The sequence below is a fragment of the Nitrosopumilus maritimus SCM1 genome (genome assembly GCF_000018465.1).
Classification (GTDB): domain Archaea; phylum Thermoproteota; class Nitrososphaeria; order Nitrososphaerales; family Nitrosopumilaceae; genus Nitrosopumilus; species Nitrosopumilus maritimus.
Map to the genome: position 1 here is coordinate 755795 of NC_010085.1, position 22925 is coordinate 778719.

28 protein-coding genes are annotated in these 22925 nt (G+C 34.8%); 11 read left to right on the forward strand and 17 right to left on the reverse strand.

Annotated elements, in window-relative coordinates:
- Nucleotides 1–34: 34 nt before the first annotated feature.
- The 3 genes from NMAR_RS04605 (at nt 35) to NMAR_RS04615 (ending at nt 2318) form a co-directional block, all read left to right on the forward strand.
- Nucleotides 35–382: a hypothetical protein gene (locus NMAR_RS04605; protein ID WP_012215245.1), complete on the forward strand. Its 348-nt coding sequence runs from the start codon at nt 35–37 to the stop codon at nt 380–382.
- 55 nt (nt 383–437) lie between these two features.
- Nucleotides 438–1661: an ornithine cyclodeaminase, nickel-pincer nucleotide-dependent gene (locus tag NMAR_RS04610; RefSeq protein WP_012215246.1), complete on the forward strand. Its 1224-nt coding sequence runs from the start codon at nt 438–440 to the stop codon at nt 1659–1661.
- 99 nt (nt 1662–1760) lie between these two features.
- Nucleotides 1761–2318: an SHOCT domain-containing protein gene (locus NMAR_RS04615; RefSeq protein WP_238523207.1), complete on the forward strand. Its 558-nt coding sequence runs from the start codon at nt 1761–1763 to the stop codon at nt 2316–2318.
- On the opposite strand, the gene NMAR_RS04620 is transcribed toward NMAR_RS04615, so the two are convergent.
- The 7 genes from NMAR_RS04620 to aspS form a co-directional block, all read right to left on the reverse strand.
- Nucleotides 2315–3673 carry a pyridoxal phosphate-dependent aminotransferase gene (locus tag NMAR_RS04620; protein ID WP_012215248.1) on the reverse strand — a complete coding sequence of 453 codons (1359 nt, stop codon included), beginning with the start codon at nt 3671–3673 and terminating at the stop codon, nt 2315–2317. The genes NMAR_RS04615 and NMAR_RS04620 overlap by 4 nt on opposite strands.
- A 69-nt stretch (nt 3674–3742) precedes the next feature.
- On the reverse strand, nt 3743–5668 hold the full coding sequence (locus NMAR_RS04625) for an AMP-binding protein (RefSeq protein WP_012215249.1): 1926 nt from the start codon (nt 5666–5668) through the stop codon (nt 3743–3745).
- 43 nt (nt 5669–5711) lie between these two features.
- A complete protein-coding gene (locus NMAR_RS04630; RefSeq protein WP_012215250.1) occupies nt 5712–5975 on the reverse strand; it encodes a hypothetical protein in 264 nt (87 codons plus the stop codon).
- Nucleotides 5976–5978: 3 nt separating this feature from the next.
- Complete coding sequence (gene gatB, locus NMAR_RS04635) at nt 5979–7382, reverse strand: Asp-tRNA(Asn)/Glu-tRNA(Gln) amidotransferase subunit GatB (protein WP_012215251.1); 1404 nt, start codon at nt 7380–7382, stop codon at nt 5979–5981.
- Nucleotides 7379–8824 (reverse strand): Asp-tRNA(Asn)/Glu-tRNA(Gln) amidotransferase subunit GatA, encoded by a 1446-nt coding sequence (gatA, locus tag NMAR_RS04640; RefSeq protein ID WP_012215252.1) that lies wholly within the window; start codon nt 8822–8824, stop codon nt 7379–7381. The genes gatB and gatA overlap by 4 nt, the downstream gene beginning before the upstream one ends.
- The gene (locus tag NMAR_RS04645; RefSeq protein ID WP_012215253.1) at nt 8824–9090 is read right to left on the reverse strand and encodes an Asp-tRNA(Asn)/Glu-tRNA(Gln) amidotransferase subunit GatC; all 267 of its coding nucleotides are present in this window, start codon (nt 9088–9090) and stop codon (nt 8824–8826) included. Before NMAR_RS04645 ends, gatA begins: the two co-directional genes overlap by 1 nt.
- A gap of 10 nt (nt 9091–9100) precedes the next feature.
- Nucleotides 9101–10411: an aspartate--tRNA(Asn) ligase gene (aspS, locus tag NMAR_RS04650; RefSeq protein ID WP_012215254.1), complete on the reverse strand. Its 1311-nt coding sequence runs from the start codon at nt 10409–10411 to the stop codon at nt 9101–9103.
- A gap of 110 nt (nt 10412–10521) precedes the next feature.
- Between aspS and NMAR_RS04655 the strand changes: the two genes are divergently transcribed.
- From NMAR_RS04655 to NMAR_RS04665, 3 genes are read left to right on the forward strand one after another with little or no spacing between them, the layout of a single operon-like run.
- The gene (locus NMAR_RS04655; RefSeq protein ID WP_148680101.1) at nt 10522–10707 is read left to right on the forward strand and encodes a hypothetical protein; all 186 of its coding nucleotides are present in this window, start codon (nt 10522–10524) and stop codon (nt 10705–10707) included.
- A gap of 49 nt (nt 10708–10756) precedes the next feature.
- Nucleotides 10757–10966 (forward strand): hypothetical protein, encoded by a 210-nt coding sequence (locus NMAR_RS04660; protein ID WP_148680102.1) that lies wholly within the window; start codon nt 10757–10759, stop codon nt 10964–10966.
- A gap of 27 nt (nt 10967–10993) precedes the next feature.
- Nucleotides 10994–12019, forward strand: coding sequence for a formate--phosphoribosylaminoimidazolecarboxamide ligase (locus NMAR_RS04665; RefSeq protein ID WP_012215255.1), 1026 nt, complete (start codon nt 10994–10996; stop codon nt 12017–12019).
- A 2-nt stretch (nt 12020–12021) separates the two neighbouring features.
- On the opposite strand, the gene phnE is transcribed toward NMAR_RS04665, so the two are convergent.
- The 7 genes from phnE to NMAR_RS04700 form a co-directional block, all read right to left on the reverse strand.
- A complete protein-coding gene (phnE, locus tag NMAR_RS04670; RefSeq protein WP_148680103.1) occupies nt 12022–12813 on the reverse strand; it encodes a phosphonate ABC transporter, permease protein PhnE in 792 nt (263 codons plus the stop codon).
- Nucleotides 12797–13627 (reverse strand): phosphonate ABC transporter ATP-binding protein, encoded by an 831-nt coding sequence (locus tag NMAR_RS04675; RefSeq protein ID WP_012215257.1) that lies wholly within the window; start codon nt 13625–13627, stop codon nt 12797–12799. The genes phnE and NMAR_RS04675 overlap by 17 nt, the downstream gene beginning before the upstream one ends.
- Nucleotides 13628–13645: 18 nt before the next feature.
- Entirely contained in the window at nt 13646–14734 is a 1089-nt protein-coding gene (locus NMAR_RS04680) for a phosphate/phosphite/phosphonate ABC transporter substrate-binding protein (RefSeq protein ID WP_012215258.1), read from the reverse strand.
- Between the two features lie 87 nt (nt 14735–14821).
- Nucleotides 14822–15172, reverse strand: coding sequence for a helix-turn-helix domain-containing protein (locus tag NMAR_RS04685; RefSeq protein WP_012215259.1), 351 nt, complete (start codon nt 15170–15172; stop codon nt 14822–14824).
- A 5-nt stretch (nt 15173–15177) separates the two neighbouring features.
- Nucleotides 15178–15510, reverse strand: coding sequence for an ArsR/SmtB family transcription factor (locus NMAR_RS04690; RefSeq protein WP_012215260.1), 333 nt, complete (start codon nt 15508–15510; stop codon nt 15178–15180).
- A 65-nt stretch (nt 15511–15575) separates the two neighbouring features.
- Nucleotides 15576–16304 (reverse strand): CbtA family protein, encoded by a 729-nt coding sequence (locus NMAR_RS04695; protein WP_012215261.1) that lies wholly within the window; start codon nt 16302–16304, stop codon nt 15576–15578.
- Nucleotides 16305–16316: 12 nt separating this feature from the next.
- Complete coding sequence (locus NMAR_RS04700) at nt 16317–16532, reverse strand: CbtB domain-containing protein (protein WP_012215262.1); 216 nt, start codon at nt 16530–16532, stop codon at nt 16317–16319.
- Between the two features lie 80 nt (nt 16533–16612).
- Between NMAR_RS04700 and NMAR_RS04705 the strand changes: the two genes are divergently transcribed.
- Genes NMAR_RS04705 through prf1 form a run of 3 tightly spaced genes read left to right on the forward strand, consistent with a single transcriptional unit; the run spans nt 16613 to nt 19258 of the window.
- On the forward strand, nt 16613–17242 hold the full coding sequence (locus NMAR_RS04705) for a DUF4443 domain-containing protein (protein ID WP_012215263.1): 630 nt from the start codon (nt 16613–16615) through the stop codon (nt 17240–17242).
- A gap of 35 nt (nt 17243–17277) precedes the next feature.
- On the forward strand, nt 17278–17922 hold the full coding sequence (locus tag NMAR_RS04710; protein ID WP_012215264.1) for a DsbA family protein: 645 nt from the start codon (nt 17278–17280) through the stop codon (nt 17920–17922).
- 55 nt (nt 17923–17977) lie between these two features.
- The gene (gene prf1, locus NMAR_RS04715; protein WP_012215265.1) at nt 17978–19258 is read left to right on the forward strand and encodes a peptide chain release factor aRF-1; all 1281 of its coding nucleotides are present in this window, start codon (nt 17978–17980) and stop codon (nt 19256–19258) included.
- Here the strand turns inward: prf1 and NMAR_RS04720 are convergent.
- Nucleotides 19251–19655: an HIT family protein gene (locus tag NMAR_RS04720; protein WP_012215266.1), complete on the reverse strand. Its 405-nt coding sequence runs from the start codon at nt 19653–19655 to the stop codon at nt 19251–19253. The genes prf1 and NMAR_RS04720 overlap by 8 nt on opposite strands.
- Before the next feature lie 107 nt (nt 19656–19762).
- Here NMAR_RS04720 and NMAR_RS04725 point away from each other — a divergent pair, with 107 nt between their 5' ends.
- The gene (locus tag NMAR_RS04725) at nt 19763–20362 is read left to right on the forward strand and encodes a hypothetical protein (protein ID WP_012215267.1); all 600 of its coding nucleotides are present in this window, start codon (nt 19763–19765) and stop codon (nt 20360–20362) included.
- A gap of 4 nt (nt 20363–20366) precedes the next feature.
- Here the strand turns inward: NMAR_RS04725 and NMAR_RS04730 are convergent, their stop codons facing one another.
- A complete protein-coding gene (locus tag NMAR_RS04730; RefSeq protein ID WP_012215268.1) occupies nt 20367–20561 on the reverse strand; it encodes a hypothetical protein in 195 nt (64 codons plus the stop codon).
- A gap of 96 nt (nt 20562–20657) precedes the next feature.
- Between NMAR_RS04730 and ilvD the strand changes: the two genes are divergently transcribed.
- A complete protein-coding gene (gene ilvD, locus NMAR_RS04735; protein WP_012215269.1) occupies nt 20658–22334 on the forward strand; it encodes a dihydroxy-acid dehydratase in 1677 nt (558 codons plus the stop codon).
- On the opposite strand, the gene NMAR_RS04740 is transcribed toward ilvD, so the two are convergent.
- Nucleotides 22324–22878: a hypothetical protein gene (locus NMAR_RS04740; RefSeq protein WP_012215270.1), complete on the reverse strand. Its 555-nt coding sequence runs from the start codon at nt 22876–22878 to the stop codon at nt 22324–22326. The two genes, ilvD and NMAR_RS04740, sit on opposite strands and share 11 nt — an antisense overlap.
- Nucleotides 22879–22925: the final 47 nt, after the last annotated feature.

Consider the following 22925-nt stretch of genomic DNA (forward strand, 5'->3'; position numbering starts at 1 on the left):
ATTGTTTTTATAACAATCAGATATTTTGACAATTATGCAATATTTTCAAGCATTAAAACTAGGCCAAAAAAGAGTAGCAGATGCAAGAGAATATCTCAATAAATTAACAGATGGAAAAGCAATGCCTGCATTAGCATTGACAGATACAAAATCAAACGTATGGAAACCAGTGGGAGAAGAGAATCTTTATGCATTCGTTGACGAATCTGCAGGTTTTGTATTGACAGATAATAGTGGATACATTCTAGCTTTAGTAGACAATAGTGGTGCATCTAAAACAATTGTTCAAGGTGTAACCCAAGAACAAAAAGAAAAATTAGAAAAAGCATTTGAATCAGACAATATCCCAAAATTTGAAGGCAAAGTAATCCTTCCAGTATAATTTAGCCTCAAATAAAACGTAAAGCTTTAGTTATGATTGTATGGAGTATAGTAAAATGAGCAAATTTTCTCAAGAGATCGAAGTTAGTGGACATTTAATCGATTCATTGATCCTAACCAAAATCTTTGATAAAATAATGGATTTGCAAGGTGAGTTTCAAGTACAAGAAATCAACATAGGTAAAAGAAAAAAAGATCAATCTTATGCTCGATTATTAGTCAAAGGAAAAAATCAAAAACACCTTGATGAGATTTTACAAACAATTTACAGAGAAGGGGCAGTATCAAAAGTTCAAAAAGAGATTACTCTAAAAAAATCTCCAAAAAATTATGTAATGCCTGATAATTTTTACAGTACAACTAACAACCATACTCAAGTTTTTCATAAAGGGAAATGGATTCAAGTAGAAAACATGATGATGGACAAATGCATTGTAGTAAAAGGAAACAGAGCATTTTGTGTTCCAGTCAGAGATGTCAAAAAAGGTGATCAGATTATTGTCGGGGAGGGAGGAGTCAAAATTAATCCTCCTGAAAGACCAAGAGAAGGCTCCAACGTCTTTGAATTTATGGGGAGCTCAAGTTCTAGTGAAAGACCAACTCAACACATTGCAAAAAAAGTAGCTGATGATATTTACAATACAAAAAAGAAAGACGGAAAGATTGTCATTGTAGGTGGTCCTGCAATTGTGCATACTGGCGCATCAGATGCAGTATCAGAATTAATCAGATCAGGATACATTGATGGGGTTTTGGCAGGAAATGCACTAGCAGTTCACGATATAGAATATGCAACTATAGGTACATCATTAGGAATGAATGTTCATGATGCCACTTTGGCATATCATGGTCATAGAAATCACATGGATGCAATCAATTCTGTATTCAAAGCAGGATCTATTGCAAACATGGTAAAAACAAAGAAGCTTACTAAAGGAATCATGTATGAATGTGTAAAGAACAAGGTCCCATTTGTATTGGCAGGCTCTATCAGAGATGATGGTCCACTACCAGATGTAATTACTGATGTTGCACAAGCTCAAAGAGAATACAAAAAAGTTCTAAAAGATGCAAAAATGGTCATCATGATTTCAACCATGCTACACTCTATCGCAACAGGGAATATGCTACCTGCAAATGTCAAAGTAATTGTTGTTGATATCAACCAACCAACAGTAACAAAACTGATGGATAGAGGAACCTGGCAAGCATTAGGAATTGTCTCTGATGTTGGGGCATTTTTGCCAATGGTTGCTCAACAAATTAGAAAAAAGAAATAATCACACCACAAAATCTCTAATTCTAATAAAACTTGCTATTTTTTCATATGAAAAAATAGTACGCATGTTTTAAATGAAAAAAATGACAAATAATCATTATTGAAAAAGACAACACAAATTGGATTCTTGTTTGTAATTTTTTCAATGATTCTAATACCATTACAAAATGATGTATTTGCAGAACTAGCAGATTTTGTAGATCCAAACAAAGACCCACAGTACTATTTGGATAGGTATTACAATGAAGTTACATACAAGTCATGGTTTGATAGAAACTATCCAGACATCACTATTGAAGAGGCTGTAGGATTAAACGAAGAAAGTTCTGTAATTGATTCAATTCTTAAAAAAGAGTTGATTCAAGAAGCTGATGCAACACTAGTTCATCAAGAGCCAATTCAAACAAACAATTCTGAAACAATACACATGATTCTAGCAATTGGTGGTTTGGGCATATTGTTTGGAGCGGTGTATGGCATAAAAAGAAAAGTAAATGACAACACAAGACAAATTTCAATTAACAAAGAGACAATCAAAAACAAGATCATCAAACCAATAACAAGAACAAATCCCTTAGATGTTCTTCAAATGAGATTGGTAAAAGGAGAGATATCACTTGAAGAATTTGAGATACTAGAAAAGAAACTGCAATCTTAATTTGGGATTTTCAAGTTATTTTTTATTAGCATTAATTCATCTACGGCATCCTTTTTCAAAGAACCAAAGAATTTTTCAATCATATCTAATCCAGATACTATCTTTGGAGCATTTTTAGTCACAAATTCAGTTCTCTCAGAGTGGGTTTTAGGTCTATTTTCTTGATAGTTTTGGTAAACAGCAGCACCATCATAATCAACATACGCAATTCTTGCACTAAAATCAGTTCTTTCAAGAACCAAGCTATCTCCACCTACTATTGCAGTATGATATGGATGGACAATTAATGATTCAGATAATTTTTGTGAAGTTCTAATCTTTGCTTTTTGTAATTCAGGAGCGTATGCATTGAAATCTGCTAACAAATAGAATGTTGCTTCCGGTTTTGTTGCTTTAATTCCATCAATTGATGTTAATCTGTGATATGTGTATTCTCCCATTATCTTGTGAATATTTCTTGTAATTTCAAAATACTCATCCATCTCATGACTGATTTCAAATCCCGGTACTGCAGCATGTTGAATTGGAGTAGATACAGCTGTATATTCAGTTGCAAGAATTTTTTTGAATTGTGTTCTAAGATCAGTTGCATGTTGTGGTAAGATGACATAACCTAGTCTATATCCGCCAGCAGCATGGGATTTTGATAAACCGTTTGTAACGAATGTTCCTTCAGGATAAATTTTTCCCATACTAACAAATTTTGAAAAATCATATGTAGTTTGAGCATAAATTTCATCTGAAATTACAGTTATGTTTAGTTCTCTACAAACATCTGCAATCTCTTCAAGTTCTAACCGATTGTAAAGCAATCCTGTAGGGTTGTGAGGATTATTTAATATCAGAATTTTCTGTCTGTCTTGTAATCTTAATGCTAATCTTCTAAGATCATTTGGTGCAATTTTTTTATTTGCACGAGTTGGTAACATGTGATAGTTTTTCTTTAAGAATCTGATTTGTGGAAGATATCCCAACCATGCAGGAGTAGGTAGAATTACTGTTCCATGTAAAATTTCTAATAAATTAAAGATGAGTTCTTTGGTTCCAGGACCAACATAGATTCTGTCAGGAGATACATCCATTCCAAAGTAATGTTTGTTGTATTTTGAAATTGCATTGCGTAGTTCAGGAATACCAGGAACTGCAGCATATTCTCCCTTGTTTACATTTTTGATGAGTGCCTCTTGAATTAATCTAGGCACAGGAAATGGTGATTGACCAAAGGCAAAGCCATAAAATCCAAAACCACACTCTGGATGAGTACAATCAGAGTGAAATTCTTGCAAAAACGTGTTTAATTTGAGATTCTCAGGCATCTCAATATCTTCTACCTGCTGATCAACAACAAATTTCAATGCTCAGTATCAGCCATTTTGATTATTACATAAAACGTGAATTAGAAAGTATCAAAAAGTTAGTAAATGTTAACCAATTTTTGGAACCTCATCTAGTATCTGAGGATTCTCTAGAGAAGACAAATCACCTAACTCTTTTCCCAATAATTTTGATTTTAGTAATCGTCTCATAATTTTTCCCGTTCTAGTTTTTGGCAAATCAGTCAATTGATAAACAAACTTTGGTTTTGCAACTTTGCCAATCTTTTGAGAAATAAAATCAGAAACTATACCTTCCAAATTAGAATCATCTTTACTATCTGCAACAAAGAAAATAACAATAGCCTCGCCAGTAATATCATCAGGAATTGCAATAGATGCTGCATCAGAAATTTTTTCATGTGAAATTACCATATGTTCAATTTCAGCAGTACTCATTCGGTGTCCAGAGACATTAATCACATCATCAGTTCTTCCACGCATATACCAAAGACCATCTTGATCAACAAAGACATAATCCCCATGAAACCAAATGTCTTTGAATCTAGACCAATAAGTTTCAATGAACCGCTCATTGTCATTTAGTAACCCCCGAGTCATTCCTGGCCAAGGTGATCTAATTATGAGATAGCCATTTTTGTTTTTGACTGAATTTCCATCATTATCAACTACATCAAGGTTCATTCCAGGAACTGGAATACCAACAGTTGAAGGTTTTAGTTTCATCCCTGGAAAAACAGACAACATTGCACCACCAATTTCAGTTCCGCCAGACAAATTCATTATTGGAATTTTCTTGTTTCCAACTTTATCAAACAACCACCACCATGAATCCTCATCAAGTGGTTCACCCGTTGTTGGAATATTTTTGATTTTATCTAATGAGAAATTTTGTAATGGTTCTTCATTATTTTTCTTGAATAATCTTGTTGCAGTAGGAGAGATTCCAAATATTGTTGCATTATACTCTGAAAGAATTTTCCATACTCTGTCAGATTTTGGAAAATCTAATGCTCCGTCATAAATCACGGAACTTGCTCCCATGATTAGCAATCCATAGACATTCCAGACAAGACCAGTAATCCAACCAATATCTGCAGGCCAAAATAACACATCTTGTGCCTGTAAATCTATCAAATATGCTGCCTGATGTCCTGCAAATACGGAAAAACCACCATGAACATGTACCACACCCTTTGGTTTTCCAGTAGTACCCGAAGTATACAAGATGAATAAAGGATCCTCAGAATCCATTATTTCAGTAGGGCAATCAGGGTTTTGAGATTCTATCAATTCATTATAAAATACAATATTTTCAGAGTTTTCATACTTGTCCACCCCTTTGTATTTTACTACAATTGTTTTTTCAACATATGTGTCTTGAATTGCTTTTTGCACGGTTTCTTTTTGAGAGATTGGTTTTCCTTTTCTACAAAAACCGTCTGAAACAAAAAGAACTTTCGCATTACAATCTTGTAATCTAATATGCAGTGATTCAGTACTATATCCTGAAAAGATTACAGTTTGAACTGCGCCAATTTTAGCTGAAGCCAATATTGCTAAAATTGCTTCTTGAATCATCGGAAGATAAATTGCCACAACATCTCCTTTTTTGACCCTAAGTGATTTGAGACCATTTGCAAGTTTTGATACTTTGTTGTCTAATTCTTGGTATGTGAGTTTGGATGTTGCCCCATCTTCTGAAACAAAGTGATATGCAGTTTTATCAGGAGTTAATTTTACAAATTTTTCAACTGTAGATTTGTAGATGTTTGTTTTACCATTTACAAACCATTTAGAATGCGCAATTCCATTTGAGGAATCAAGTATTTGTGAATATGGAGAGTCCCAAACTACTCCGATGTCTTTATCAACTTCTTGCCAAAACCATTCTAGTTCATCTTTTGATTTTTTTGATAGTTCAGATAGTGATGATAGTCCATGTTTTTGCATAAAACGAAAGATATTGGACTCTTCAACTTGGTTTTGTGTTGGAACAAACTCAAAATCAGACAATATTCAATTTTTAAAATCAGATAGACTGTAAAAAGATTTTAGATTAAGAAATATCAATTCCAAGACGTCTTGCACAGGCAATTGCTGCCTTTCCGTGATCTTCAGTAATTCCTGCTTTTTCAAATTCTTTGATTCGTTTTGTTCCAGAAAATGTTGTATTTTCATGATAGTATTCCCTCAAAATTACGCCTACCTGCTCGTCTAATCGCTTGCGAGTAGCATCATTCATGCCTGCCTGAAGCACAGTAGCATCAGATGTTGCTAAAATTTTGATAAATTCTATATCCTCAAGGGAGAGTTCAGACATTTCTTATTCAATCTGTTTTTTGAGTAAATCAAGGGTGAGTTTAGGATCTGCCTTGCCTTTTGTTTTTTGCATCACCTTTCCTACAAGATAGTTTATTGTTTGAGGGTTTGATTTTGCTTGTTCTACCGCTTGAGGTTCTTCTGAAATTACATCTTTGATAACTGTAAGTAATTCTGATTCATCAGATACATTTCCTAAATCAAGATCAGACATTACTTGTGATAATTCTTTACCAGATTTTACAATCTCATGCAAGGCATTTTTAGCTGAATTTCTTGAAATCTTTCCTGTTTGAATTGCATCAGCCAAATCTCTCAAATGTGTAGCAGTAATCTTTGATGCTTCACGTTTTTCTCTAGTATCTACCAATCCCATTAAATCAGTTGTAATGATATTTGCAATCTCTTTTGCATTTGATTCAGTGTGAGAATCCTCAAACAAATCCGAATAGAATTTGTCTGATGATAAAACATCTGCTACTTGATTTGGAATATTATATTTTGAAACATATCTTTCTTTTTTGGAACTAATACTTTCAGGCATTTCAGATTTTAATTTCTCTTGTATTGCAGGATCAATTGTAACCCAAGGAATGTCACCTTCCAAGAAATAACGATAGTCCAATGCTTCTTCTTTGGAACGAGATGAAATTGTTATCTTTCTTTTATCATCCCAATGACGAGTCTCTTGTGCAATTTCTATCTCTCTAGAATGCAAACTCTCTTGTCTTGTAATTTCAAAATGAACTGCTTTTTCTAAATCATGAAATGAACCAATATTTTTTATCTCAACTTTCTTTCCACCTTCAATGGAAACGTTTGCGTCTGCCCTCATTGCACCTTCTAAACTAGGATCAGATACTCCGAGATTTTCTAACAAATCAGATAAAATATTGAGAAATTCTCTTACCTGTTTTGGGTTCTCAAAGTCTGGCTCTGTAACAATCTCAACTAGAGGCGTACCTGCACGATTGTAATCAACTAGAGTTATTTGGTTTTTAGAAGAGGTTCCCTCGTAAATGAGCCTACCCGGGTCCTCTTCGAGTTGGATTCTGGTAATTCTGATTTCCTTGTCTCCAACCATGATAGAGCCAGGGCCACCTACACTAGTATCTCCATAGATGTTAAGTTGTGTAATTTGGAAGTTTTTTGGCAAATCCGGATAAAAGTAATTTTTTCTAAAGAATGCAATTTTTTCAGGAGTAGAACAGTTTAGTGCCATCGCAATCATTGTTGCTTTTTTGACAGCATCTTGATTTAGTCGGGGTAAACTTCCAGGCAATCCCATACACACAGGACAAATGTTTTCATTGATTTCGAATTGACGATAGTTTGCTTTACATGAGCAGAACAATTTGCTTTCAAGATTTGTTAATTGACAGTGAATCTCCAAACCAATTTTGGTCATATTGGAACCTCCGGTAGTTTTACAGTTTGTTCTAATGCCTGTGCTGCTTGAAGTAGCATTTTATCATTCATAGAATCTGCCAGTAATTGAATTCCAATTGGCAATCCGTTTGAAACAGCAAATGGAACAGAGATTGCAGGCTTTCCTGTAAGATTTGCAGTAACAGTATTGATATCAACTAGGAATAATGCAACAGGATCATCAATTTTTTCTCCAAGTTTGAATGGTAAGATTGGAACAGTTGGTGCAATTAGTAAATCATATTTTTTGAAAGCATCATTGATTTCCTTTGTGAGTTTATTTTTTACTTTGAGTGCTTTTAGGAAATACTTGCCAGCATGTCCTGCAGATGGAACAAATCCACCAATGATCATTCTTCTTGTAACTTCAGGTCCAAAGTTCTTTCTTGCCTTTTGAATGTATGAATTAAACTCGTATCCTTCAACTGAAAAATCATAACCATATCTCAAGTTGTCATATCTTGCTAAGTTACTTCCAGCTTCAGTTGCAGTAATAGTATAGTATGCTGCAACAGAATATTTCACCATGTCAAGTGAGACTTCCTCACATATTGCACCTAATCCTTCAAGTTTTGATATAGCATCCTTTGTTGCAGATACCACTGCAGGATCTGTACCTTCAGCCATCATCTCTTTGATTATGCCTATTTTCTTGCCTTCAACGCCCGAATCTATGCCTGAAAGATAGTCCTCACTCTTGTTATCAACTGTAGTGTTGTCATTAGGATCTAATCCCGTTATCATGTTTAGCAAAAATGCAGTATCTTTGACAGTTCTAGTAACAGGTCCAATCTGCTCAATGCTGTTTGCATAGGAGATGAGACCATATCTGCTAATCAGACCATATGTTGGTTTGTAACCTACTGCTGAACAAAAGCTAGCAGGGTTTCGGACAGAACCACCAGTATCAGAACCAAGGGATGCTACACATTCAAAGGCACTTACAGAAACAGCACTGCCACCTGATGAACCACCAGGAGTACAGTCAACATTCCAAGGATTTTTGCTTGGACCATATGCGCTAAATTCAGTTGTCAACCCCATTGCAAACTCATCCATGTTTGCTTTTCCAATAAAGATTGCATCTTGTTCTTTGAGTTTTGATATTACTGTTGCATCATATGGTGCAACAAAATTCTCAAGCATCTTTGATGCACAAGTGGTTTTGCTATTTTTGATACACATGTTGTCTTTAATTGAAATTGGCATTCCAAAACATACACCTACTTTATCTCCAGATTTTATTTTCTTGTCAATCTCTCTTGCTTGGTTAATTGCATCATCATTTACAGATAAAAATGCGTGTAGTTTTTCATCTACACTGTGAATGTGTTCTAAAGTTGCAGCAGTAAAATCTTCAGCAGAGATATTTCCATTTTGTACTTCTTGTACATAGTCTAGAGCAGAAATTTTGAGATTCATTATGACATCTTTGGAGCTCGAACATAGGTTCCTTTGTAGTGATTTAGTTTTTCAATGAGTTTTTCATCAAATGGGATGTGTTTATCTTCACGTAAAGCAGTAATAGGAATTTCTTGCATAGAGATTTCTTCATCCTCAACTCCTGCAGAATCTAAAATGTCAAAATAATCGATCATAGCATGTACCTTGTCTACATACTCTTTATGATCATCTACCTCGATTTTCATTAATTTTGCTACTTTCTCAATCTCTTCTTCTGTAACCATTTTACCACACCTATGGTGTTAGTCTATCAACATCTCTTGGATAAAATGTTACATCACGGATGTTTTCTGTGCCTGTCAAGGCCATAATTAGCCTCTCAAGACCAATACCACATCCGGCGTGAGGAGGAACTCCATAATCAAATGCACCAAGATGGTACTCAAATGCATCAGTGTTCATGCCTTTATTCTTCATTCTCTCAGCTAGTTCATTTCGTTTTTCAATTCTTGTACTACCAGAAGACAATTCCAAATCACCAAACATCAAATCAAAGGATTCAGAAATTTTTGGATTAGCTTTGCTGTCTTTTACATAGAAGGGTTTTGGTGCCAATGGCCAATCTTTGATAAAGTAAAATCCTTCAAGACCAATTTTTTTGAGGTTTGATGGATACAAGTCATCACCCCATTCTGTTTTTGCACCAGCCTTTTGCATTTTATCAACTAAATCATCATAAGAATATTGAGGGATGGTTTCAGGGATTTCTGGAATTGTAAACTCTGCATCAGGATTATCTTTTGCATAATCAGTTACTGTTTTAATTGAAATTTTGATAATTTCTTCAATCCTACTCATCACATCATTGTAATCAATAAATGCTTCTTCCAAATCAATAGATATTGCTTCAGCAAGATGACGGTTAGTTCTTGATGGTTCTGCTCTAAAAATTGGAGCAATTTCAAAAACTTTTTCAAAACTCATTGTCAATTGTTCTTTGTACAATTGCGGGCTCTGAGCCAAGAATGCTTCTTTGTTATAGTAAAATATTGGAAATAATGCAGCGCCACCTTCAGTAGCTGTTGCAATCATCTTTGGAGTATTGATTTCAACAAAATTTTGATCATTAAAGTAACTGCGAATTGATTTTAGAACTAAACTTCTAGTGTTGAAGATATGTTGTAGTACCTTTCTTCTAAGGTCAATTGGTCTTACCTCTAGTCTTGTATCGATATTTTTGACAGTCTTGGCTATAGGCTCAAAGGGAGGAATTTTTTCAACTTCAGAAAATACTCGAAGTTCAGTTGGAACTATCTCATAACCACTAGGGGCTTTTTCAGAGGATTTTACATTTCCAGTAATTGCAATTGAAGAATGTGCTTTGAGGTAGGATATCTTTTCACGAATATCATCAGGACAATCGCCTTTCTTTGCAACAACAGAAACATCACCATTTTTGTCACGAATTGTAGCAAAACTGATGTTTCCATGTCCTCTAACAGTTAGAACCCATCCCATTACAGTAACTTGGGTGCCATCCATTGAGGAATTGATTTCATCAGAATAATGAGATCTACGTAAAGTTCCTAGCTCAGTTTCTATCAAATTACTCTACTGCATATTTCATGGTGTAATTAATTTTTATATTCAGAGATCAGCCAATTTCTCAATTTTCATAATGCTTATAGCCAGTACCGATTCCACTCCAAAACAAGATGGATGTACTAATAGCAATCGTTATTGGATTTATCCTCGTAGTGGCAGGATATGTTGGATATTATGCATCTCAAGAAGAACCTAAAGCTGGTGGACACGACATACCACTGGAATTAGAAGTACTCGACACAGAAACCAAATCCATTCAGTCATTTAATCAAGCAATGACCAAATCAATATCTTGAGATCAAGATAAAATTTACATTAATTTACCAGTAATTTTCACAATTTTTCATGGTTCTTTCAAACAAAGAAAAACTTGTAGCAGTTATTGCAAATGGAGTATCAGTATTTTCTTTGTTACAAGAAAGAGAAGAACTTCCAAAAAATACAACAGTGTATGATTTTGTTCTAAAGGTGATTCCAGAAGATCTCAAATCTGAACTCAGTGTAGAGTTGATAGATGAGGTTTTCCAATACGTCACATCCGCACATAGTTCATAAAGTACAAAATTCTAGGATATTCATAAAATGGCCTCGATTGCAACACTAGGTTCTCACTGTTCACTACAGGTTCTAAAAGGTGCAAAAGATGAAGGCTTGAAAACAATTCTAGTTTGTGAGAAAAAACGTGAAAAACTATACCGAAGATTTCCATTTATTGATGAATTAATCATAGTAGACAAATTCAGAGAAGTTCTTGATGAAAAAGTCCAGTCAACTCTTGAACAAAATGATGCAGTGTTGATTCCTCATGGAACCTTAATTGCACAGATGAGTTCTGATGAGATTGAATCAATCAAGACCCCAATCTTTGGTAATAAATGGATTCTTAGATGGGAGTCAGATAGAGAGATGAAAGAAAAACTCATGAGAGAAGCAACTCTTCCAATGCCAAAACCAGTTACAAATCCTAGTGAGATTGAAAAATTATCAATTGTAAAAAGACAGGGTGCAGCCGGAGGTAAAGGTTACTTTATGGCAGCAAATGAGGATGATTACAATACAAAAAGAAATCAATTGATTTCAGAAGGAGTTATTTCTGAAGATGAAACATTGTACATTCAAGAATATGCTGCAGGTGTTTTAGCATACTTGACATTTTTCTATTCTCCACTAAAAGAAGAATTAGAATTCTATGGAGTTGATCAAAGACATGAATCAGATATTGAAGGATTGGGAAGAATTCCAGCTGAGCAGCAAATGAAATCAAACAAAGTTCCATCATTCAATGTCATTGGAAACAGTCCACTAGTTTTGCGCGAATCATTGTTAGATGAAGTATACACAATGGGTGAGAATTTTGTTGAAGCATCAAAAAGAATTGTTGCACCTGGAATGAACGGTCCATTTTGTATAGAAGGAGTATATGATGAGAATGCACAATTCACATCATTTGAATTTTCAGCAAGAATTGTTGCAGGCTCTAATATCTACATGGATGGCTCTCCATACTACAATTTACTATTCAATGAAACCATGAGTATGGGAAAAAGAATAGCCAGAGAAGTAAAGACAGCCGCAGAAACAAACCAGTTAGATAAAGTTACAACATAAGATCAATTACTTTTTGCAGTAACTTCCATTCCATGTTGAGATTTTATGATATACTTGTCTCTAATTTTGACACTAACCCAATCAATTACTAATACTGCTGCCAAAACTACTAACATAAAGACAGCAGCTTTTCCGTATTCAAAGAACTTTATGTAATTGATAATGTAAAATCCGATTCCACCTGCACCAACTAATCCAAGTATACTAGTTTGACGAACATTGTAATCAAACATGTAGAGCATCTGACTGAGCAAGTGAGAAGCAGATTCAGGAATTACAACATATCTAATCAATTGCCATTTTGAGACGCCAATAGAACTGACTGCATCCATAGGATCTGAATCAATTGTTTCAATTGCCTCATACTGTAACTTTGCAACAAATCCTATTGTATACATGATAATTGCTAAAACTCCTGCAAATGGACCCAATCCAACCATAATTACAAACAAAATTGCCCAAAGAATTGATGGAAAGGTACGGATTGCTGCCAGCAATGCACGAATTGGGGCATAAACATACTTGCTGTTGAGATTTCTTGCAGCAAACATACTCAATGGTAATGCAATTGCAACCCCAACAATTGTTCCAATAAAGGCCATCTGAATGGTTTCAAACATTGCCCAAAGTGCAGTTGGAATGTACTTTGAGTCAACTTCAAGCATTTCTTCAGCTACAATTCCAAGATTTGGTAATCCTTGAACAAAGTCAATAGGATTTGCATCTACATTGTAAGATGCTGCTACCAATAATGCAATGATAATTCCGATGATGATGTTATTTTTTGGCGTCATCAGCATACATCTCCATAATTTCTTCAGTGCTCATATCTCCAGTTTGGAAATCAACAATAGTATCGCCTTCAACACCAATCTCTAGAATCTTTTGACCTTCTTTGATTACTGCAACACGATTAGCATACTCTAAAGCAAGTTGCATGTCATGATGGACCATTATTGCAGTAAGGTTCATGTTCTTTTGAGCATCTGCAATCAAATCCATAATCTCACGAGCTGTTACATGATCTAACTCAGATACAATTTCATCAGCAAGAAGTATTGTTGGATGTTGCATTAATGCACGAGCAATTGCAACTCTTCGTTTTTCACCACCACTTAACATGTAGGCTTTTCTTTCTTCTTTTCCAGAAAGACCAACTTGAGAAATAATTTTTTTGGCTTCATCAATTTCATTTTCAGGAAACTTTTTGAGAAAAGATTGAATTTTACCTAATCTTGGTAGGGCACCTATGAGAATATTTTCAAGAACAGTGCTGTTTTTTACCAATCCAAGATTTTGAGGAATGTAACCAATTGTATGCATCATTTTTTTAAATTTTTTATCATTCATGTTTGGAGTGATGTAATCAATTTTGATTGTACCTTTGCTTGGAATCATCATTCCATTCATCAATTTTAGTAAAGTAGATTTTCCAGAGCCAGATTGTCCAACTATGGCATAGTTAGTTCCCCTATCAATAGACAGATTAATTCCATCTAGTGCAAAATTTTTCGAATCATATGATGTCCAAACATCATTCATTTGGATAATTTTCTTTGTTGCAATTGAAGAAAAAGAAGGGTTTGCGGTCATCTGAATTTGTTTCATTTTTCAGAATTCCTGTTTTTATTTGCTCTTGTCGTATTTGTCGAGTATCTTCTGATCAAGTCCTGTCAATGCATTGATGAATTCACCAAATTCACCTATGTGCATAGTAGTTGTTGTTGGAACTAGTGCTTCAGCACCATACAAGTCTGTCAAGATTGCATTATTCTCATCATAATTTAGTTTGATAAGACTATCAACTAGGGCATTTTTGGTAGAATCTGACATGTCAGCACTTACCATAAACACATGAGATGGTACTGGTCCAATTGTTGTAACTGGACGTAATTTCTTTTGATCCTCTAATTCAAGATACTTTGCAGGTGCAATATCAGAACCAAATGCAACATCAACTTTTCCTTCTAGAAGTAAGGTTAATGCTGCTTTGTAACCTCCTGCAAAGGTGTAACTTTCAAAGTTATTTGCCAATGCAGATTCGAGGGCAACAATATCGTCACCTTCAATTGTTACATGTCCTTCAGTAACTAGGGTTCCCATTGGTCTAACAAAACCAGATGAACCAGTCATACTGGTAAATGCAACTTTCTTGCCAACAGTATCTTCAATTGATTGAAGAGAATCATTTTCTGCTAGTGTCCAAACTGTTGCTTGGTAATTCACTTTACCTTTAACAAGTTCTGCCAATACAGCTTCTGCACCTGTTCTTTCATGGGTAATCCATGCAGGTCCAGTATCCATAAAGGCACCATCAATGTGACCAAATCTCATTCCTTCAATAATGGCCTCATAGTTTGTTGGAATAACTAATTCAACATCAACACCTAATTCGCTTTCAAGGAATTGTTCTAGTGCTTCGGCTTTTGGAGTTAACTCATCAGCCTTTTCAACTGGAATAAATCCGATAGTTAAGGTGTCAACATCAACAGATTTTGAATCAGATGAAACATTGATGATTCCATTTTCTATAAGGTATTCAATTCCGTTTAGAAAAGTTGCGTCATCTACGGCGCCTTCTGCCCACCAACCAGCATTAGTCTTAATCCAATCAGGAAGAGAACTTTGTGCTTGTGCTGTTTGGCTCAAAGGAATTGTTGCTATGCCAATAGCTACAAATGCAACAATTACCGCCATGGTTGTTCGTTGTTTCATGATTTCTAAGAAAATTAGGAAGAGCTAAATTATTTAAACTGAATATTCATTCCAAAGAAACATTCTAAATCTATAGAACGAGAATAACTATAGGCTCGATTTTGGATTATCTGTGTTAGGATACAGATTCAAACTAGGCTCAAGGTTGTCCACAGTAATCTCAACTTTTCCAATTCTACTTCGGTATTGTTTGATTTTTTTTCCTTCTGGGGAAATGATGAATTTATCTACTTCAGCTAAAGCAAGATCTTCAAGATTTGATAATGTCTTGTAAACTGTGGAGAGTGAAATTTTTAGTTCTTCTGCAATCTGTGTTGCATCTTTTGATTCGTTTTTGACTGAAAACAATACAGCTCTTGTACATACATTGCTTAGAGATTCAATAATTTTTTGAGTTATATCAAATTCAGATAATTGAATGATGTTTGGTTTTGACATGAATATCACTTGTTTGGCAATAGTGTAAGTACAGGTTCAGGTTTTTTGATAGAGATATCTGCTTTACTGATTCTACTTCTATAGACCTTGTATTTTCTACCTTTGTCAGATAACATCCATTTTTCAACTTCAATTAGTGTAAGTTCTTCAAGATCTGCCAGTTTTTTGTATACAGAACTAAGAGGAATCTTAAGTTTATCAGATAGTTCAGCAGCAGTATTTCCTTTTCGTATTATGGAAAATAGAATTGCTCTAGATTCAGAATCAGCTAATGCTTCTATTACTTTTTGAGTAATATCATATTTTTTTAGTTGAGGTAATGTGAGTTTTCGTGACACAAACTCTGAAAATTATTTGGTGTATTTAAAACTAGATAACTTGTTCTCATTCTATAGATTTAGAATTAGTTATAGCGAGTAGTTTCTTGCTCTGGAGAGAGTTTTCTCCAGAACAAACCAAGAATAATTCCTATTGATGCCCAAAATGATGTCACACCAAGAACAGACATGAATCTAAACTCGTTTACTAAATCCATAGGGGCAGTTACTTCATCAGGATTTTCTGGCATTGCGAAAAATACAGTAGAAATGAAAATTCCATAGCCTATGAGCGCAACAAGTTTTTTGTTATTCTTGAACTTCTTTGATAATTGATAAAATCCAACTGCTCCAAATCCTGAAATTGCAATAAAGGACAGATACAAAATCGCTCTTAATACGACAGTTTCACCATCTCCAACGGTAGGAGGATTTGCAGGATATTTCAAAAATGGAATGATGTAAAGTGTAAGCCACATTATACCTGCTAGTATCAATGATTTTTTGACATCATTGTTTCCAGGTAAAGCATTTCTAGACAGTGCAAATACAATTCCAAACAATGCACCGACCGAAGTTCCCAATATCACCCCTGCAAGAATTTGTCCACCTTTCTGCCAAGTTCTGTATCCTTCATACTCTACCCAAAATTCAGGAGTGTCTTCTTCTTCACCAGATGCAAACAAGTTTTGATTTTCAATTCCTATTGCTTGATCAAGATAAGGTTCTACAATTGCAAAATTAACAGTACCGTGAATCAGTCCTGCAAACGCACCTGAAATTAATACAATTATGATAAAAAGAGACGTTTTCATGATAAGGTGCCTCTAATGGCATGGAAAGCCAGCTGCATGTCTCATATCATGAGTAAGCTCATGGATGTACAAATCAGTAAATGCTTGTTCACCATAAACTAGACTGAAAATATGTCCTTGATCAAATCCTACAACAAACAATCCTGCTGCAAAGATGATACCTAATGCAATAATTGCTAATTTTGGTACTTGTGATTTAGACACATTCATTTGTCTTGTTTCAGACATGACGTTAGCACCAGATGAGCGTATTTAACCTCTTGGATGATTTATCCAATTTATAAAGCCAGAAAAAGATCTAGAGTCTATTGAAAAAGAACATCCAAACTTTGCAAAATATTGTTTCACGAAAAGGATCAAGTAAAGTTCTAACATTTAGTATTCCACATGTGTTCAAAGCTCTTCAATTGTTATCAAATGAAAAGTATGTGAGCAGATCAACATTAGGAAAAGAGGTTCATCTCGGAGAAGGGGCAGTAAAGACACTGATTTCACACCTAAAAGAAGTAAAAATGATAGAATCAACCAGATCAGGAAACTACTTGACAGAAAAAGGGAAAAAATTCACATCACAGTTACAGAAAATTATTCCAAAAGAATGCAAGATTGAAAAAAACAATCTGACTCCAAGTAAAAACAATCATGCAATAATTTTGAAAAAATATTCATCTGCAATAAAGACAGGAGTAGAGCAAAGAGATTACGCAATAATGTATGGCTCATCAGGGTGCACTACGTTGACATTCAAAAACAACAAATTTGTTTTTCCAGGGGAAGACAAAGATTGTTTAAACAAAGACAAAAAAACAAGACAGATTCTTTTGGAAAAACTAGAACCTTCTGATGAAGACATTATCATTATTTCATCATCAAATGATTCTTTTGTAGCAGAAATTTCAGCAAAAAATTCAGCCCTTTGGACTATTGCTACAAATTAAAGAAGACTTTTACTGGCATTGAGTGAAAATTTAACATGACAAAATACTATCTTCTAGTAATTCCAATTGCAATAGGAATTATTGCTGGAGGATTTTTAGCATTTTACCCTGAACCTGAAAAAAATCCTACAAAATTGACGCCATCCACATTAATTGAAAATGGTTCCCCAATTCTAGGAAACAGTAATGCTCCAATTACAATTTTAGAATGGGGAGATTACCAATGTACATTTTGTTACAAATTTCACAAAGATACACTAAATGTAATCAACGAGGATTTCATTAAAACAGGTAAAGTAAAACTTGTCTTCAAGGATTTTCCGCTAAATGGTCCTGACTCGGTATTAGCAGGTGAAGCATCATTTTGTGCTAGAGATCAAGGAAAGTATTGGGAGTATCATGATGAACTTTACAAGAATTGGGGAGGAGAAAGAACAGGTTGGGTCACCAGAGAATCATTAGACATATTTGCATCAACTGTTGGGTTGGATTTACAGACATTCAACGAATGCCTTGATGAGCACAAGTACCAAAACAAGGTAAATGCATTGTATGAATTTGGAAGAGAAATTGGAATTGATGCCACTCCATCATTTCTTGTATTCAATGATGAAAAAATTATCAAAATAAGAGGAAATCAACCATTAGAGGTATTTCTCAAAACAATTGATGAATTGTGATCATATGCAAACAATCAATCAAAATTAATATCTGCATAGTTTGGAGAAAGCACAAATGGGCAAAATTGACATAGAAAAACAAGATTCGGTTAAAGTCTATAAAATTAGAAAAACATTAGAAGAATTATCAAAAAAATCTGGTCGCGGTACAGAATTAATCACAGTATACATTCCAAAAGGAAAACAACTTCACGAAATTATTGGTACACTTCAACAAGAACAAGGTACTGCCGATAACATCAAATCAGATCTAACTAGGTCCCATGTTGTAGATTCATTAGGAAAAGTTGTTCAAAGATTAAAGCTATACAAAAAAACTCCTGAAAGAGGATTGGTAATGTTTTGTGGAGCATTGCCTCCAGAAGAAGGGGGGCCTTTAGGAAGTGAAGTAGTAAAGGTTTGGGAGATAGATCCTCCTAAAGATTTGAATCAATATCTGTACAGATGTGATGATCATTTCCATGTAGACATTCTAAAAGATATGCTCAAAGATGACAACCTAATTGGATTCTTGGCAATTGACTCAAAGGATGCAGGATGGGGATTGTTACATGGAGACAAAATCGAAGTTCTAGCTCAAACTGGTTCAGGTGTTGCAGGAAAACACAGACAAGGAGGACAGTCTGCAAAAAGATTCCAAAAACTCAGAGAGATGGAGTTGACATATTACTTTAACAGAGTTGCTCAAACAACAAGAGAATACTTTATTGACATTTATCCAGTAAAGGGATTAGTTATTTCAGGTCCAGGACCAACAAAAGAAGATTTCATTAACGGAAATTATCTAGAATACAGATTACAAAACAATATCATTGCAACAATTGACTCATCATATTCTGGCTCAGAAGGAATACGAGAAGCATTTGCAAAATCTTCAGACATTTTAGGCAACTTTAGACTTGTAGAAGAAAAGAAGCTTGTGGAAGCATTATTCAGAGAGATTAACGGAAACACTGGAAAAGGATCATATGGATTGCAAGAAGTAATAGATTTTCTAAAAAACAATGTAGTTGAAACGTTGATCATTACAGATAACACAAATTTGAACAGGGTTGAAGGTATATGTAAAAGATGTAAACATCTTCAAGAAGACATTGTTGAAAGACCAGACGTAATTCCAAAGAAAACAGAGTACAGCAGCAAGCCATGTCCAGGATGTAACGCTATGGAAGTTGAAGTAAATGAGCAAGACATTGTAGATTATTTAGAATTGATAGCATCAAAGACAGGTTCGCAGTTAGAGGTAGTATCAGGTAGTGCAGAACATGGAAACATGTTAGCAAGTCTTGGAAAGATTGGTGCGATTTTAAGATACAATCCAGGCCATTCTAAATAGCACTACGAATCTTTTTTGCCAATTCTTCAAGTTCAGAATCAGTAGAGATTTGTCGTTTTGTCCAAATAGTTCCTTTGCTGTTGTATCTAGGAATAATGTGAATGTGCACATGAGGGATTATCTGTTTTGCAGCACGACCATTATTTTGGGCAATACTAAATGCATCAGCTTTTGCACCAACTAAGATGGCATTGGCTATTTTTGGAACAAGTGAGAACAATTTTCCAACATTTTCAGGAGTCATCTCAGTAATTCGTTCATGATGCTCACGCGGGATCAGTAAACTATGACCAACATCAATCGGATATCTATCTAAAAATGCAACATGAGAATCATCTTCATACAAGATATGAGCATCTCTTTTTCCATCCAAAATATCACAAAAGATACAAGTCATAAATTCAGCAATTTGTAATTTTATTTATTATTTGTTAGAAAATTACTTGGAAAGATACGAGTTTATCGAATGGTTAATTAGGGCAAATTTCAAAGTTTGAGCATCCTATGGGCCGAAAAGAGAGAAGAGCACGTGAACAAAAACGTGAAAACTATGCTACAAAACATTCAGCACAGCAAAGAAAACAGACACTAATTGCTGTTGGAGTTTTGGCAGTAATTGCAGTCATTGTAGGATATGCAGGATGGATGTTTGTTAACATGGATCAAAGTACTGCTCCAGGAGGCCCTGAAAATGCAGGAGCATTAGGTAGTGATCACACACACGCTGCACTTGCAGTAAGAGTATTTGGTGACTATTTTGACTTTTCAGCCCCAGCATACCAAATCAAATCACCTTGGATTCACTTTGAAGGAAGAGATGGTTCTACAATACACAAACATGCAACAGGTGTAACTCTGGACTATCTGTTTGAGTCATTATCATTAGGTCTTGATGACAAATGTTTCGTATTCCAAGATGGTAGAGAGTTTTGTACTAATGAAGACTATTCTCTAAAGTTCTTCTACAATGGAAAACAGGTACAAGATATCAGAGATATTGAAATCATGGAAGATGACAGAATTTTGATATCGTATGGTGGAGAAACACCTGAAGAGCTTGAAAGTCAACTAATAGAGCTAGAGAATCAAATCATAGTCAAATAGAATCTCAAGATTCTTTTGTTGTGAATTGTGCCATTTTATCAAAGAACATGTAATATCCACAACGAACACATCTTAGAACAGTCAAATCTGTTGTAAGAAATTCTTTATCTTCAAACCTACCACTTAGTTTGACGTTTTCACCTGCAATTTCGGCTTTGTTGCTTTTACAAACAGGACATTCTAGTGCTTTTTGTTCCATGAATTTCAAACATGCAGTTAGAATTTAAACTCAATGAAAGTTTTTGAATTGAATTTTCAACAAAAGTCTAAATTATAGCAATCAAGAATTCTCTTCATGGAAGAAATCTCTAGTAGAAATGTTGTAGAAGGTACTTCTCGTGCTCCACAAAGAGCAATGTACAAAGCTATGGGATTAGATGATAGTGATTTATCAAAACAAATGATTGGAGTTTGTCATACAGGAAATGAAGCAACTCCATGTAACATCCATCTTCCAAGATTAGCTCTCAAAGCAAAAGAAGGAGTTTCAGATACGGGTGCAACACCTAGAGAGTTTTCAACAATTGCAGTAAGTGACGGAATTGCAATGGGACATGAAGGAATGAAATCATCATTAATTTCTCGTGAAGTAATTGCAGATTCTATTGAATTAATGGTAAGAGCACATCAATACGATGCACTAGTAGGAATTGCAGGGTGTGATAAGAGCCTTCCAGGTACAATGATGGCAATGGCAAGATTGAATGTTCCATCAGTGTTTGTGTATGGGGGAACTATCATGCCAGGAATGCTTAATGGAGAAGAATTAACAGTTGTAGATGTTTATGAAGCAGTTGGAGCATATGATGCAGGACAGTTATCATTAGAAGGTCTAAAAAATATTGAAAATACTGCATGTCCAAACGAAGGATCCTGTGGAGGAATGTTTACTGCAAATACTATGGCATCAATTTCAGAAGCAATTGGTCTTGCATTACCAGGCAGTGCCAGTCCACCTGCAGAAGATGATAGAAGAGAAAAGATGGTGTATGATACTGGAGTAGCATGTGCAAAAGCACTACAGATGGATATCAGACCAAGAGAAGTTCTTACTTTTGAAGCATTTGAGAATGCAATTACAATGCTAAACTCTGTTGGAGGTTCAACAAATGGAATTTTACATTTGTTAGCACTTGCAAATGAAGTTGGTATCAAATTAACATATGATGATTTTGAAAGAGTTAGAAAAAAGACACCCCACATAGCAGACATGAAACCAGGTGGAAACTATGTTATGAATTCACTTGATAAAATTGGAGGAATTCCATTTGTATTAAAGAAACTACTTGACAAAGGACTCTTAAATGAAAATTGTATTACAATTACTGGAAAGACAATCAAAGAAAATTTGAATGCCATGGTCATGCCACAAACAGAACAACAAATAATCAGACCAATGGAGAACCCACTTCACAATGTTGGAACTGCAGTAATTCTCAAGGGTTCACTTGCACCAGATGGTGCAGTGATAAAGACTGCGGGAGTAGAAATGACAAAATTCACAGGAAAGGCTCGTGTCTTTGATAGAGAAGAATTAGCATTTGAGGCAGTAAAAAGAGGCGATATTGATGAAGGACATGTTGTAGTAATTAGATATGAAGGACCAAAAGGAGGTCCAGGAATGAGAGAGATGCTTGCAACTACTGCAGCACTCGTAGGTCAGGGATTAGGCAAGAAAGTAGCCATGGTTACTGATGGAAGATTCTCAGGAGGAACAAGAGGGTTCATGGTAGGACATGTTGCTCCAGAAGCATATGTCGGTGGACCAATAGCACTTGTAAAAGATGATGATGAAATTACAATAGATACTGAAACTAACATAATTGATCTTCATGTGTCATCTGAAGAATTAGAAAATAGAAGAAAACAATGGAGTCCTCCAAAACCAAATTACACATCAGGGGCTTTAGCAAAATTTGCAACATTAGTTGGTTCTGCAGCTGAAGGTGCTATTACAAAACCTAATCTATAGAAAGTTTTTTCAAATCTAATTTTTCTTGTTCAGCAACATAGATTTTTAGTAATTCTTTCCAAGCTTTTTGAAAATCAGTTGTAAATCTTTTAAATCCTGATGTAGTGGATAAAGAAATTTTTGATTTTGGATTGTAAAATACTTCGGTTATAGAAATGCAATGAACAGCATCATTTCTCACTTCAAATAACCTAGACATGTCTCGGGTAAATTCTGGACCAAATACTTTCCAGTCAAGAAACGTTCTAATTTTTCTGTTAATTGGAACAAGATTAAGAAGGTAAAGTAACTCATTACTATCACTTTCATTTGAATATTTTACAATTCGTAACCGAATAATCTCATCAAACAAGAATGCCATTTTTGAGAATGCAGACAATACGCTATCTCTATTTTTTGAGATAGTCAGTTTAGAGTTAAATCCGTTTTTGATTGAACCTTCATTGATAAAGTAATGTTTGTCTTTGTCAATTAGATATAATCGAATTTTAGGAGAAATGATTTTACTTTTTTTGAGATTTGATAAAAATTTTGAAACACTCATGTGGCAACAAAATCTTATCAATCAATTAAGGATTTGGCAGATTTTCA

Coding starts and splice junctions, on each gene's coding strand:
- NMAR_RS04605 (WP_012215245.1), top strand. CDS start 35: ATGCAATATTTTCAAGCATTAAAACTAGGCCAAAAAAGAGTAGCAGAT.
- NMAR_RS04610 (WP_012215246.1), top strand. CDS start 438: ATGAGCAAATTTTCTCAAGAGATCGAAGTTAGTGGACATTTAATCGAT.
- NMAR_RS04630 (WP_012215250.1), bottom strand. CDS start 5,975: ATGTCTGAACTCTCCCTTGAGGATATAGAATTTATCAAAATTTTAGCA.
- gatB (WP_012215251.1), bottom strand. CDS start 7,382: ATGACCAAAATTGGTTTGGAGATTCACTGTCAATTAACAAATCTTGAA.
- gatA (WP_012215252.1), bottom strand. CDS start 8,824: ATGAATCTCAAAATTTCTGCTCTAGACTATGTACAAGAAGTACAAAAT.
- NMAR_RS04645 (WP_012215253.1), bottom strand. CDS start 9,090: ATGGTTACAGAAGAAGAGATTGAGAAAGTAGCAAAATTAATGAAAATC.
- NMAR_RS04655 (WP_148680101.1), top strand. CDS start 10,522: ATGGATGTACTAATAGCAATCGTTATTGGATTTATCCTCGTAGTGGCA.
- NMAR_RS04660 (WP_148680102.1), top strand. CDS start 10,757: ATGGTTCTTTCAAACAAAGAAAAACTTGTAGCAGTTATTGCAAATGGA.
- NMAR_RS04665 (WP_012215255.1), top strand. CDS start 10,994: ATGGCCTCGATTGCAACACTAGGTTCTCACTGTTCACTACAGGTTCTA.
- phnE (WP_148680103.1), bottom strand. CDS start 12,813: ATGACGCCAAAAAATAACATCATCATCGGAATTATCATTGCATTATTG.
- NMAR_RS04675 (WP_012215257.1), bottom strand. CDS start 13,627: ATGAAACAAATTCAGATGACCGCAAACCCTTCTTTTTCTTCAATTGCA.
- NMAR_RS04680 (WP_012215258.1), bottom strand. CDS start 14,734: ATGAAACAACGAACAACCATGGCGGTAATTGTTGCATTTGTAGCTATT.
- NMAR_RS04685 (WP_012215259.1), bottom strand. CDS start 15,172: ATGTCAAAACCAAACATCATTCAATTATCTGAATTTGATATAACTCAA.
- NMAR_RS04695 (WP_012215261.1), bottom strand. CDS start 16,304: ATGAAAACGTCTCTTTTTATCATAATTGTATTAATTTCAGGTGCGTTT.
- NMAR_RS04700 (WP_012215262.1), bottom strand. CDS start 16,532: ATGTCTGAAACAAGACAAATGAATGTGTCTAAATCACAAGTACCAAAA.
- NMAR_RS04710 (WP_012215264.1), top strand. CDS start 17,278: ATGACAAAATACTATCTTCTAGTAATTCCAATTGCAATAGGAATTATT.
- prf1 (WP_012215265.1), top strand. CDS start 17,978: ATGGGCAAAATTGACATAGAAAAACAAGATTCGGTTAAAGTCTATAAA.
- NMAR_RS04720 (WP_012215266.1), bottom strand. CDS start 19,655: ATGACTTGTATCTTTTGTGATATTTTGGATGGAAAAAGAGATGCTCAT.
- NMAR_RS04725 (WP_012215267.1), top strand. CDS start 19,763: ATGGGCCGAAAAGAGAGAAGAGCACGTGAACAAAAACGTGAAAACTAT.
- NMAR_RS04730 (WP_012215268.1), bottom strand. CDS start 20,561: ATGGAACAAAAAGCACTAGAATGTCCTGTTTGTAAAAGCAACAAAGCC.
- ilvD (WP_012215269.1), top strand. CDS start 20,658: ATGGAAGAAATCTCTAGTAGAAATGTTGTAGAAGGTACTTCTCGTGCT.
- NMAR_RS04740 (WP_012215270.1), bottom strand. CDS start 22,878: ATGAGTGTTTCAAAATTTTTATCAAATCTCAAAAAAAGTAAAATCATT.